Origin of the sequence: Chryseobacterium jejuense, assembly GCF_017877355.1 — a bacterium.
Taxonomy (GTDB): domain Bacteria; phylum Bacteroidota; class Bacteroidia; order Flavobacteriales; family Weeksellaceae; genus Chryseobacterium; species Chryseobacterium jejuense_A.
The window spans coordinates 1-14412 of the sequence record NZ_JAGIPR010000011.1 but is presented as its reverse complement, the minus strand read 5'-3'; the positions used below and the strand labels follow the sequence as shown (position 1 = coordinate 14412).

8 protein-coding genes are annotated in these 14412 nt (G+C 36.4%); all 8 read left to right on the top strand.

Annotated elements, in window-relative coordinates:
- Window positions 1-11 precede the first annotated feature (11 nt).
- Window positions 12-2300 carry an NADP-dependent malic enzyme gene (locus J2772_RS18995; protein ID WP_209919486.1) on the top strand — a complete coding sequence of 763 codons (2289 nt, stop codon included), beginning with the start codon at window positions 12-14 and terminating at the stop codon, window positions 2298-2300.
- A gap of 568 nt (window positions 2301-2868) precedes the next feature.
- Window positions 2869-4167: a carbohydrate porin gene (locus J2772_RS18990; RefSeq protein ID WP_209919484.1), complete on the top strand. Its 1299-nt coding sequence runs from the start codon at window positions 2869-2871 to the stop codon at window positions 4165-4167.
- A 276-nt stretch (window positions 4168-4443) separates the two neighbouring features.
- Entirely contained in the window at window positions 4444-5028 is a 585-nt protein-coding gene (gene ruvA / locus J2772_RS18985) for a Holliday junction branch migration protein RuvA (RefSeq protein WP_209919482.1), read from the top strand.
- Window positions 5029-5085: 57 nt separating this feature from the next.
- Window positions 5086-12162: a cell surface protein SprA gene (sprA, locus tag J2772_RS18980; RefSeq protein ID WP_209919719.1), complete on the top strand. Its 7077-nt coding sequence runs from the start codon at window positions 5086-5088 to the stop codon at window positions 12160-12162.
- A 119-nt stretch (window positions 12163-12281) separates the two neighbouring features.
- Window positions 12282-13118, top strand: coding sequence for a hypothetical protein (locus J2772_RS24215; RefSeq protein WP_245365272.1), 837 nt, complete (start codon window positions 12282-12284; stop codon window positions 13116-13118).
- A gap of 43 nt (window positions 13119-13161) precedes the next feature.
- On the top strand, window positions 13162-13359 hold the full coding sequence (locus J2772_RS24430; protein ID WP_209919480.1) for a T9SS type A sorting domain-containing protein: 198 nt from the start codon (window positions 13162-13164) through the stop codon (window positions 13357-13359).
- Between the two features lie 128 nt (window positions 13360-13487).
- Complete coding sequence (gene gcvH, locus J2772_RS18965) at window positions 13488-13865, top strand: glycine cleavage system protein GcvH (protein WP_045492676.1); 378 nt, start codon at window positions 13488-13490, stop codon at window positions 13863-13865.
- 25 nt (window positions 13866-13890) lie between these two features.
- Window positions 13891-14217 (top strand): VanZ family protein, encoded by a 327-nt coding sequence (locus J2772_RS18960; RefSeq protein WP_245365271.1) that lies wholly within the window; start codon window positions 13891-13893, stop codon window positions 14215-14217.
- The last annotated feature ends 195 nt before the right edge of the window (window positions 14218-14412 follow it).

Here is a 14412-nt window from a genome sequence, read left to right as displayed (position 1 = left end):
AAATAAAACGTATGTCAAGTAACAACAATCGCGACGAAAAGAATTTTAGTCAGGCCGCGTTAGATTATCATAAAGCAGAACCCAAAGGGAAAATTGAAGTTATACCATCCAAGCCACACTCGTCTCAAAGAGATTTATCATTGGCTTATTCTCCCGGAGTAGCGGTTCCTTGTATGGAAATCCACGATAAGCCGGAAACAGTCTATGATTACACAGGAAAAGGAAACCTTGTAGCTGTAATTTCTAACGGTACTGCTGTACTTGGATTAGGAGATATTGGTGCAGAAGCATCAAAACCGGTAATGGAAGGGAAAGGACTTTTGTTCAAGATTTTCGCTGATATCAACGTTTTTGATATTGAGATTGATGAAAAAGACCCGGATAAATTTATTGAAATCGTAAAAGGAATTGCTCCTACCTTTGGAGGAATTAACCTTGAAGATATTAAAGCTCCTGAAGCATTCTATATTGAACAAAGATTAAAAGAGGAATTGAATATTCCTTTGATGCACGATGATCAGCACGGAACAGCAATTATTTCTGCTGCGGCATTAATCAACTCATTACAGATTGCCAATAAAGATATTGATAAAGTGAAAATGGTAGTGAATGGGGCCGGAGCAGCTGCCATTGCTTGTACCAAACTTTATATTTCATTAGGACTGAAAAAAGAAAATGTTCTGATGTGTGACAGTAAAGGGGTAATTAACCATAAGAGAGAAAACCTTACTCCTGAAAAATTAGATTTTATTGCTCAGACAGATATTGAAACATTGGAAGATGCTGTAAAAGGCGCTGATGTTTTTGTAGGATTATCCAAAGGAAATGTGATGACTCCTGAAATGTTGTTAAGTATGGGTGAGAATCCTATTGTATTTGCCTTAGCGAATCCGGATCCTGAAATTGCTTATGATCTGGCTCTTTCAACCCGTAAAGACGTTATTATGGCGACAGGAAGAAGTGATTTTCCTAACCAGGTAAACAATGTATTAGGATTCCCTTATATCTTCCGTGGTGCATTAGACGTTCAGGCTACAGGAATTAATGAAGACATGAAGCTTGCAGCAGTACATGCAATTGCTGACCTTGCAAAAGAACCGGTACCGGAAGCCGTTATTCTTGCTTATAACGTTCAGAATTTGCAGTTTGGAAGAGAATATTTCATTCCAAAGCCATTTGATAACAGATTGATTACAAAAGTATCAAGTGCTGTTGCAAAAGCTGCTATTGAAAGTGGTGTAGCAAGAAAAACTATTACTGACTTTGAAGAGTATGAGCACCAGCTTCTAGACAGAATGGGCAGAGACGAAAGATTGGTAAGAATGATGCAGAGTCGTGCAAAATCCAATCCGAAGAGAATTACCCTTGGAAATGCTGAAGAATATAATGTATTAAAAGCTGCTCAGATTCTTTATGAAGAAGGAATTGCTTACCCAAGTCTTTTAGGTGATAAACAATACATCAAGGAACAGATGGAACGTTACGGGATCAACCTGGATATTCCAATCATTGATCCAAGTGATGATGACCAGAAAGAAAACAGAAAGAAATACAGAGAAACGCTTTGGAAACTTCGTCAGAGAAAAGGAATGAACGAGTACAAAGCTAAGAGATATGTTCGTCAGAGAGATTATTTTGGCCCTTTAATGCTGAAGCATGGAGATACCGATGGTCTTATCGTAGGATTCTCTAAAAATTATACTTCCGTATTACGTCCTGTTTTAGAAGTGATTGAAAAAGACAAAGGAGTAGATAAAGTTGCAGCAATGATGATGATTCTGTCTGAAAAGAAACCTATCTTCTTCGCAGATACATCTATCAATCAAAATCCTACGGCTGAAGATCTTGTGAATATTGCTAAAATGGCAGAATTTACAGTAAAATCTTTTGCTATTGAGCCTAGAATTGCAATGCTTGGATTCGAAAACTTTGCTGCCATCTCTGAAACCTCTAAAAAAGTAGCAAAAGCGGTAAGTATTCTTCATGAGAAATATCCTAAGATGATTGTTGATGGTGAAATTCAGCCGGATTTTGCAATGAACGCAGATCACCTGAGTGATTATCCTTTCTCAAAATTGGGAACAACACCAGCCAACACATTCATCTTCCCGAATCTTGAAAGCGCCAATCTTTCTTACAAAATTCTAAGAGGAATGAAAGTAGCACAAGTGATTGGGCCAATCCTTATGGGATTAAAACAACCGGTACACGTTCTTCAGATGCGTTCAAGCGTAGATGAGATCGTAAACCTTGCAACTATTGCCGTTCTTGATGCGCAGAGAAGAGAAAAGAAATCATAAATGAAAATATAAAATTCGGTTTCCAGTACCGAGAGTAAACCAGACGAGTATCCGTCTGGTTTTTTGTTTTGTAAATGATAAGATCAGATTTCCGGGAAAAGAAAAGTTGTAAACTTATTTGTTTTCAGTGTTTTAAGGATGTGGATGGGTTAATAATTTACTTTTTCTATGATTTTAGTTTGAATTATATATTGATTTTACGGCGTAAAAATGTAAAAAATATAATAATATTTAGTTTTTAATGAATGATTGTTGTTTTTTTTTAACGTGATGAGATTATTTAATATATTTGATAAAAGCACAAGACTTACTAAAAACACAACATACAAATGCATGAAAAAATAAAAAGATATCCAGATGGATAATACCTTTCGTTATAAATGTATGGATAGTAGACATGATGATGTTCCTTATTCAAAAAGGAAATTTTAAAATGTTTTGTTATTCAGACTTCTATAATTCCTGTAACATTTTTTGAATTTTTATGAAGTAACAGATGTCCTCATTCTGTTAAGAGTTTGTATTGTTTTTAGTGGGTTCCCCTTAGAACACATCTATTAGAAACACTATGAAAAGAAAAATATTTGCCACATCGGGATGCCTGCTACTTCTCATGATGGGATCTCAGCATTCTGCACAAAAAATTAATTTTAAATCCCATGAGTTGTCTTCCAACGGTTACCTAAGAACAGGATTCGGTTGGTCAGATGGAGGCCAGATGGTCAATTTTATCACTCCTGATAATATGCATAAATTTAGAATGGGGAATGAAGCCAATCATTATGCGGAACTTCAGTTTAATTACCGATACAAAAATAAAGATTCTGTAAATCTGTATGAGGTTACTTATATGATGGCAAAGTTTATTCCCTTTGGAAGTGATCATTATAAACAGTTTCCAGAGACGACCCAGCTTTATGGTAAGATAAACAAAGTCGTAAAAAATGCCAATATATGGGTTGGAAAAAGATATTATGATCGCAGAAATGTAGAAATGCTTGATTATTTTTGGATCAATTCCGCTCAAAATTCTCAAATAGGTATAGGGCTGGAAAATTATCAGATCGAAAATTCAGGGAATATGAATCTTGCATTCATGAGATTTAAATATGGAAATAATGATTCTCATTCCTATGTAACAGACTTCAGATACCTGGATATTCCAGTTTCAGGGCATTCTAAGGTTAATCTTTTAGGACAATATAGCGTTAAAACTGAAGATGATATCACTAATATCCCCAAATCTACAGGATACGCAGTGGGTGGATGGTGGACTTACTCTAAAAAAACGATCAGTAATACTTCTACACTCATATTCAGAAAAGGAAGTTCAATCACAGAAAGTACCTATTCAGGAAAGACAATATCAGAAAATATAGGGAATAAAATAATGTATAATCTTGATAAAGCCAGTTCTATTGATGTGATCAATAATTTTGTTTATGATGACCAGAGAAGACATGCCATACAGGCATCACTCACATATCAATACAGCGATTTTGGAGGAGGTAATATAGTTGAAAATGAGATAATTATTGATAATAAGGTGTCGAAAAATTTGTTTAGCGTAGGCTTTCGTTATCTATATTATATCAACAAGCATTTTAATCTGGCATTAGAAGCAGGAAATGATTATATGAAAAATAATAGATCAGGAGTAGAAGGGAGTTTGCAAAAAGTTACATTTTCCCCTCAGGTTTCCTGGGATTATGGCTACTATTCCAGACCGGTTTTAAGGCCATTTATTACCTATGCACACTGGTCTGACAGTTTTGTAGGAAATACCGGAGTATCCGATTTTAATACCCGACTTATTAATAAAAATAATGGGATATCATTTGGACTTCAGCTTGAAGTATGGTGGTAAACCTGTTTTTTTGCATTGTGCTATGTTGGTAAATAGAGTAGGGAACTATATAAAAAATCTAATTATAAAATTAAAAAGACTCCGTTTAAGCAGTTTTTTTGATCATATGTAAATACTAAGAAAAATGACTTTAATATTATCGCTTTATGAGATCTTCTATTGTTCTTATAAATTGATTGAATATTGCTTCAAAATTTAAGTTAAAAATCATTCGTACGTGAAATGAAAATATTAATTAGTTTAAATTGCTATATTTGGGAGTTTTAAAAATTAATAATGATATTTTCTTTACAAGGCACTGTTCAAGAACTTACGCCTACTTACGCGGTAATTAATGTGCAAGGAATTGGTTACTACGTGGGAATCAGTTTAATGACCTCACAAACGTTGGTTTTGAGCCAGCCAACCTTTTTATTTATTCAGCAGATCATTCGTGAAGATGCCCATCTTCTCTTTGGATTTAATACTCGTTCTGAAAAAGAAATGTTTAATCTGTTAATAAGTGTTAATGGTGTGGGAGCGGTTTCTGCTCTTATTCTATTATCAACATTGAGCCTTGACGAGATCGCTTCTGCAGTACTTTCGAAGAATAGTGCGCTTATCCAGAAAGCTAAAGGTATTGGTGCAAAAACAGCTGAAAGAATTATCGTTGATCTTAAAGATAAAGTACAGAAATTCAGTGGTGCAGCTGATAATATTTCTGTGCTGGTGGATAATAAAATCAAGGAAGAATCGTTATCTGCATTAGAAGTTTTGGGAATTCCTAAGCGGATGAGCGAAAAGATTGCAGACAGAATATTGAAGCAAAATCCAGACATCTCGGTTGAAGAATTGGTTAAACAAATTTTAAAAAACATTTAACATTTGGTGGCGAATAATAAACATTTTAAAATATTTTTGTTCCTGTCGTTCCTGTTTATGTCTGTAAGTGCCTTTGCACAACAGGCAAAAGATACAACGATCATACGAAAGCAATATGAAGTAGCAGACCCCACGAGATATGAGGCCTATTTCGATATAAAAACTGGGATGTACTATGTATATCCCAAAATTGGAAACACAATTACCGGTCCTCCTACTGCCATGTCTCCGGAAGAGTATAAAGAATATGTACTCGCCCTCCAGACCAGAGCATACTATAAGGAAAAATCGGAGAAATATAATCTCCTTTTTAGAAAAGACAAAAGTGATGCCAGAAAGAAAGGGCTCATCCCTTCAGTAATGATCAACAACAAATTATTTGAAACCCTGTTCGGGGGCAATAAAATTGAGATCATTCCTTCCGGATACGCATCCATTGACTTCGCAGGACTTTACCAGAAAATAGATAACCCGCTGATCCTACCACAGAACAGGACCAGCTTTACTTTTGATATAGACCAGAGAATCCAGCTTGGATTACTCGGGAAAGTAGGGGAAAACCTTCAGCTAAAAGCCAATTATGATACCCAAAGTGGTTTTGCCTTTGAAAACAGAATGAACCTTGTATGGCAGGCAAAAGGAAGCTGGAAAGATCTTCAGCAGAAAGGTCTTGGAAATGTCGATAAACCTAATGAAGGTGGTGAAGATAAAATCATTAAAAGAGTAGAATTCGGTAATGTAAATATGCCGCTTTCCACAAGCTTAATCCGTGGTTCACAATCATTGTTTGGGGTGAAAACAGAATTCCAGCTAGGAAAAACATTTGGAACCGTTGTTCTTTCCCAACAACAGGGTGAAGCCAGAAATATTGTAGTACAGGGTGGTGGGGTAATGAATAACTTTAAAGTCAATGTAACGGAATATGAAGAGAACCAACATTACTTTTTAGGTCACTACTTCCTGGATAAATATGATAATGCTTTAGTTAATTATCCACAGGTCAATTCCAAGATTAATATTACCAGGCTTGAGGTTTGGGTTCTGGATCAGGGAAACAGTAATTTAGCTTATCAGAAAGGAATCATAGGGATCAGAGATCTCGGTGAAGGCGGTACTGCTGGAGGCGTATTACCGGATAACTCCGTGAGTGGATTATATGACGAAATCTCAGCAAAGGCAGGGACAAGAGAAGCCGGTAAGGATTATAATGGAGTTTATCAGGGGCAATCATTTGCCGGATCACCTCCTTATGTAAACGGTGAGCATTTTATCTTTAATAGTAAAGCAAGAAAGCTGAATTCTAATGAATATACATTCCAGCCACAATTAGGATATATTTCATTGAACCAGAAACTTAATGATCAGCAGCTTCTTGCGGTATCCTATTCATATACGGTAAGTGGAAGCAGTAAAGTATACAAAGTAGGGGAGTTTTCAGAAGAAAGCCCGGTTTTGATTACGAAGGTATTGAAAGTAAACAACAGTGTAGATGTATCTTCTCCGATGTGGAAGCTGATGATGAAGAATATTTATTCTTTAGATGCAGGCCAGGTTTCTCCTGATGGGTTTATCCTTAACGTATATTATAAAGACCAGAAAACCGGAGGTAAGGTAAATTACCTTCCGGATACATCTGTTAAAGATGTAAATCTATTGAAATTGCTGAATTGGGACCGTCTTAACATGAATGGTGATATCCAGAGTAATAAAGATGGAACTAGAGGAGACGGTATTTTTGATTTTGTACCTGGAGTTACAATCAGACCGGAAACCGGCAGGATTATCTTTACCAAAGTACAGCCTTTCGGGGATTATATGCAACAGGTATTAGGAACTAATGATCCTCAATATGTTTTCCATGACCTGTACGATCAGATAAAGCCTACAGGAGGGCAATCCATTGTTCCTCAACGTTACACCATCGAAGGTCGTTACAAAGGGGTTCAGGGACAAGGTATTTCCCTTGGAGCAGTAAATGTGCCTCAGGGATCTGTGAAAGTTTCTGCAAATGGAGTACAGCTTTCCGAAGGGGTAGACTATACTGTAGACTATATGCTTGGTACAGTTACGATCATCAATGAGAACGTAAAACAGTCTGGACAGGCTATTAATATCTCATTGGAAAACCAGCTTACTTTCAATACCCAAAGAAAAAGATTCCTGGGATTAAACTTGGAAAGAAGATTCAATGAACACTTTATTTTAGGAGGTACGGTTATTAATTATTCAGAATCTCCGCTTACCCAAAAGGTAAACTTTGGGCAGGAAGCTGTTAACAATACAATGGCGGGGATTAATATGATGTATAATAATCAGGCGCCTTATCTTACACGATTTACAGATAAGCTTCCATTGATAAAGACTGAAGCTCCATCCAATATTAACTTCAAGATGGAAGCTGCATACCTTCTTCCAGGATTGAATAATGCAACGAATAACCAGTCTTATATTGACGATTTTGAGCAGACAACCTCTAAAATATCTTTAAAAGAACCTGCAGCCTGGAGTCTAGCATCAAGACCGGAAAAAAATACAGAACCCCCTTTCAATATCCCGCCAACAAGTGATGATATTACAAGCGGTTATGGAAGAGGATTATTATCATGGTATTATATTGACCCAAGATTCTGGGGTGTTGGAGGGAAAGCCCCTGGAGGAATTACTCCACAGTCAGTTTCCAACCATGCATCAAGAAGGGTAATGCTTTCCGAAATTTATAATAGTAGAGACTTTGTAGCGGGAGATCAAACCTTTACCAATACTTTTGATATCTCTTTCTACCCTAAAGAAAAAGGACCTTATAATGTTAATCCGGGAACAGAGCCAGCTCTCAGCAGATGGGGGGGGATTATGAGACCAATCAGTGTTCCTAACTTTGTAAGTTCAAACATTGAATACGTTGAATTTTGGATGATGGATCCTTACGCTGATGGTAATACACTTGGAAGCAATCCGAAATTATTATTACACTTAGGGAACGTATCTGAAGATATTCTTAAAGATGGGAAAATGTTGTATGAAAATGGTATTCCTGCACCAGGAACGGCATCTGCTACAACAACTTCCAATTGGGGAGTACAGCCAAAACAACCGCCAATTCTATATGCATTCTCTACTGAAGGAGATGGAAGAAAAGCACAGGATGTTGGATATGATGGTTTAAGTTCAGATCAGGAGGCAATGAGATTTGGAAATACCTTTGTGAATCCGGTAACCAATATTGTTGACCCTGCTGTGGATGACTTTGTATTTTATTTGTCAGATAAATTTACAGGCAGCCAGGCCGCTTCATTGGTTGAACGTTATAAATACTTCAGAAACCCGGATGGAAACTCTGAAGCAAATTCACTGAGTGTATCTTCACAGACTCCGGATGCTGAAGATATTAACAGAGACTATAACCTGGATCAGATAGAAAGCTATAATGAATATCCAATAAAATTAGATCAGGCCAGCCTTTCATTAGGTGGAGATAATAATATCGTTGATGTTAAAACAGTAAAAGCAGATTTCCTGAATGGGCAGTCTGCAGATGTGAAATGGTACCTGTTCAGAATTCCGGTTTCCAAGTTTGATAAAACACAGGGAGCTCATAGTGAAACAGTACTTAATAATGTGAGGTTTGCAAGATTAATGCTTACAGGATTTGAAAACACGTCTACTTTGAGATTCGGTACCATGGACCTTGTAAGATCAGACTGGAGAAAATACCCTAAGAGTCTTGCCACTTATTCAAATGTAGCATTAGACCCAGCTCAGAATGAAGGAGTAACAATAGATTCAGAAATAGGAAAACTTGAGGTGGGTAGTGTGAATATAGAAGAGAATGCTCTTAACCAGCCACCTTATGTATTGCCTCCTGGAATTGACAGACAGGTTTTAAGTGGAAATGCCGGGGCACAAAGACAGAATGAGGCTTCCTTATATATGAAAGCCAACGAGTTGACGCCTGGTAAAGCACAAGGGGTATTCAAAAATACTAGTCTTGATATGAGAAGATACAAAAAGCTAAAACTTTTTGTGCATGCTCATGACCCATTCAACAGAGATGTTAATGTAGGTAAAATGGATAAAAGAACTAAATTCTTTATTCGTTTCGGAAACGATGCTACAGATAACTACTATGAATATGAAGCATCTTTGAAGCTGACTTCAACTTCGGCATCAGCTCCTATGGAAATCTGGCCAATGGAAAATGAAGTGAATCTTGATATTCAGAATTTTGTTGATGCCAAGATCCGAAGAGATAAAATGTATGCTGATAAAATTATGCAACGATTTCTGGACCCGAACTTTGAAGAAGGAGATAATTATAAAAGAATATATGTCAAAGGGCGTCCAAGTTTAGGAAACGTAACCACTATCATGATTGGTGTTAAAAATGGCACTTCTAGAGAAGATCCAGGAACATCTATGGACAGAATTTTATGGGTTAACGAAATCCGTCTTTCTGAGATTGAAAATGATGGCGGGTACGCAGGAAATGCAAGTTTAAATTTCAATTTAGGAGATTTTGCAACCGTTAATACCAATGCATCATATACCTCAGTAGGATTTGGAAATATTGATTCTAAACCGGCAGAAAGAAATCAGTCTACCCAATCGGCATTCAGTATCAATACAGCGATTAATGTAGATAAACTTTTACCGGAAAAAACAGGGATAAAAATTCCACTGAACTATTCTTACTCGCAAACAATAGAAGATCCAAAGTATAATCCTCTGGATACCGACGTTGAATTTAGTAAGGCTCCCAACAGAGAGCAGCTGAAAAAAGTGGCAAGAACGTATACACAGCAAAGAAGTATCGGAGTTGTTAATATGCGTAAAGAAAGAGTGAATCAGAATAAAAAGCCTAAGTTTTATGATATCGAAAACGTTTCAATAACTGCGGTCTATAATGATGATTATTTCAGAGATATTTATACCAAGAGAAATTACAGACAGTATCTGAGAGGGTATATTGATTATAACTATACTTTCAAACCATGGGTGATAAAACCTTTCAATAAAATGATTAGTGATACTGCAAAATCTACTAAATATCTGAGATGGGTAAAAGAATTCAACATTAATCCTATTCCAACAAGACTATCTTTCAGAACAGAGATTGACAGAAACTACAACGAACTAGAGTTTAGAAACATTGAAGCTATTTTAGGAGGGAATACAGCTGGAGATATGAATGCGATCAGAAATAGAAACTTCTACTTCGGATGGCAATATGGTTTAGGATTCAACTTTACAAAATCATTAAAGCTGGAAATCAACTCTGCAACGAGAACACTTAATGATAACCTCGATGTAAATACGATGAATAATAAAGCAATTTTCGGGAATGTATTCAGAGCAGGTAGACCGGTATTGTATAATCACAGAGCTCAGCTGAACTATAAACTGCCATTCCAGTATTTGCCTTATCTGGACTTTATTGATGCGGAAGTAGGATACGGATTTACGTATAATTGGAATGCAAGAAGTACCGCATTATACGGAATGGTGAATCCGGACAATAATAAAGTGGAAAGCTTAGGTTCTATTGGCCAGAATACCAATGTTATTCAGGCTACTGCAACAGCAGATATTCCTAAATTCTTCGGACAGTTTAATTATTTCAAAAATATTAATACCAAACTTCAGAAGCGTAAGCAGGAAATGGATTCCCTGAACAATGTATATACAAAACAATGGGAAAAGAACCGATACAGATATAAGAAGTATAAATTCAAAAATAAGCTTACCCCACTTCAAAGTGCAGCGTTTTTCCTTACTTCATTCAAGCAGTTGGATGTAAGTTATACAGAAAATAACGGTACAGTGCTTCCGGGGTTATTATCAGCTCCTAACTGGTATGGTTCCGGACAAACATTGGGTGGTCCTACCATTGGATTCCTGTTAGGATCTCAGGCAGATATCAGAAGAACCGTCATGGAAAATGGCTGGGTAAGTGACTCTAATTATATGACTGATGCCTATGTAAGAATGTCAACCAAAGAATTGAGGGCAAACTTGCAGGTAATGCCGATGAATGATTTCAGAATTGACCTGAATGTATTGCATAATTTCAATAGCAATTTCACACACTCTGGCTTTAATTATGTCAATGGAGGTATTCCTAATCCTGATTTTACATTTGCAACGGATATGGTGACCTATTCAAATTCAACGATGCTTCTGAACTCATCATTTAAAGATGGTGCAGCAATATATCAGGCAATCAGAGAAAATGCAATACAGCTTTCACAACAGTTAGGAGGTCCAAATGCAGAAATAGGAAATGATGGTTTTGCGAAACATTATAGTATTGCGAATGCTTATGTGCTGATTCCTGCTTTCAGAGCAGCTCTTGAAGGGAAATCTGTTTCTCCGATAGGTAACCCTAAAAAAGCTGGAATGCCGTTGCCAAACTGGAGGATTACCTATTCAGGGTTAAAGAACATTCCAATAATTAGCGGGCAGTTCACCAAGTTTGATATTTTACATGGTTATACAGCAACCTATACAGCAACAGGAATTCAAAGTAATATTGATTACCATAGTAACCCGGGAGGATATTATCAGACAGTAGATAACGCAGGTAATATTAAGCTGAATGATGGAGATAAGATTAACCCTTATACTTTCGCTCAGGTAGGTTATGTAGAATCTTTCTCACCACTTCTTGGGATAGATGTTACCATGAGAAATAATATGCAGTTCGGATTACAGTACAACAAAAACCGAATGATGGTATTAGGATTGGTAAACCATACGCTAACCGAGGATTCCAATACGGAATATGTCGTAAGACTAGGATACATTGTCCGTAACTTCAGGTTAGGTACAGCCAACGTCAGAGGAAGAGGAACCAGAGGAAAAGGAAGTGACCTTAATATCAGAGGAGATATTTCATTAAGAGATAGTAGAACTTCCATTATGAATATCCTGTTGAATGATTCACAGATTACAGGAGGGCAGAGACTTCTTAATATTAAGCTTTCGGCAGACTATAATGTCTCAGAAAACTTAAACCTGAGAGTCTTCTACGAACAGATGACCTCGAAGTATAAGATCTCAACAGCCTTCCCGCTGTCTACGATTAGAGCAGGGATCTCTGCAACATTTACATTCGGGGATTCCGGCGGCGGATTCTAGAAATAACATAAATTTTATAATAAAGCCTCTTTCTGAAAAGAAAGAGGCTTTAATTTTATTTAATAATCCACGGTATTTTGAATTAATTGTTATCTTCGCGGAAAAATTTTGAATAAGAAATGAAAAAGCAATTATTCGCTTTTGTAATGATGTCATCTCTGCTATCAGCACAACAAGAATTTACTGAACTGAAGATTAAAAACTATTCTCCGACTGTTGTTTTACAGAGAAATACTGACACAGGAGGATTCACGCAAGGTATACAATCTAGATTGTTGGATGGTACTAATAATTGGTTTTTTGGAAATTTAGGGACTCAATATTGGTTAGTTTCAAAAGGGAATCATGAAAATCCTATGTTAACTATAAGTGAAAATGGAAATGTTGGTGTGGGAACAATAAATCCTCAAGTCAAATTTGATGTTGCAGGAGGGATCAATATTGCTGGTGGATTCCCTATCCAGCTGGTGGGGAATGTTTCAGCCCATGGTTTGAAATATAAAAGGAATAATAGTGATAACTCTTTATTGGATGGTCCTTTTCTTTATGGCTGGACAGGTGGAGGTTTAGGAATTAAGAAAGATGATAATGAATTCAATGTTTTGAGCTGGAAAGAAAATGGTAATGTTGCTATCCAAGGTAAGTTAGAAGCAAAAGAAGTTAAAGTTACCTTAACGCCAACAGCCGATTTTGTATTTGATGAAAACTATGAGCTACCCAAGTTAGAAGCCATTGAAAAGCATATCAAAGAAAAGAAACACCTTCCGGAAATAGCTTCTGCAAAAGAAATGGAAAAAGAAGGTGTGAATGTGGGTGAATTCCAGATTAAGTTATTGCAGAAAATAGAAGAGCTAACTCTCTATACAATAGAGCAGAACAAACAACTTAAGAAACTTCAGGAGAATAATGATAAGTTGATAAAAGAAGTCAATGAATTAAAATCTAACAAGAAGTGATTTTATAACGGAAAAAGTGAACCTTTGCCTACAGATATGACATGTGAATATTGACTTTAACGGGAAAAAGTTCAAAATATTAGACGTTTATTCATTAGATGGTAAGAAGATCATAACAAAAGATCTCTCATCCTTGAATGCTGTTCAGGTTAACTTATCTCAGTATCCTGCCGGGATTTATATGGTAACCCTTATAGATTCAGCTGGAAAGAACTATCCAAATAAGATTATAAAAAAATAATTATTTGAACTAAATCGCTGCATTTGCAGCGATTTTTTTATTTACAGCCAAAATTTAATGAAGATGCCTATTAAGGCTTTGAACCTTTTATAATTTTGAATACATTTGTAGAAAATAAAAATTTAAAAATGAACACACCATCAGAATTAAAGTACACTAAAGATCACGAATGGATCAAGATTGAGGGTAATGTAGCTACAATCGGTATTACAGACTTTGCTCAGGGAGAACTTGGAGACATCGTTTATGTAGACGTAGATACAGTAGATGATGACCTTAATGGCGGAGACGTTTTTGGAAGTGTAGAAGCAGTAAAAACTGTTTCAGACTTATTCTTGCCTATCTCAGGAAAGGTGATCGAATTCAATTCAGAATTAGAAGACCAACCGGAATTGTTAAATACAGATCCTTATGGAAACGGATGGATTATCAAGTTAGAACTTGCTGATGGAGCAGATCAGTCAGAATTACTTTCTGCAGAAGATTACCAAGCGATCATTGGATAAAATTTCAAAAATATTTAGTAAGATATTGCCCATTTATTGGGCATTTCTTACTTATATGCTTCTCAAACCAGGAGAAGAGAATCATGAATACTGGTTTATGTTCAGCGGTATCGATAAAGTGTTGCACGTAAGCATTTTTGCAGCTTTAGGATTTTCTTTCATTGCTGCATTTCCTAAAATTAAATTCTTTTACTTTTTTCAGATCATCCTTATATATGGCTTCCTCACAGAGATCCTGCAGGAAGAAATGGGATTGGGAAGATCCATGGAAACATTGGACATTGTTGCAGATACGGTGGGTTGTCTCATAGGATACTCTGTATATAAGCTTTTTATCAGGCGTTTTTTCTAATTCCATCATTTGAAAAACACTCTTACTTAAATCAGGACTCCAGCACCTTGCCGTTTCCTTACCTTCTTTTACTTTTTCTTACTTTCCAGCACCCAGGCTTTCAAACTCTCGAAATTTATCAGGAGCTTGATCCCGCTATCCACTCATACTCCTCGCGCCAAAGCTAAGGCTTACGCGTGCTGCGGGGTAACCGTT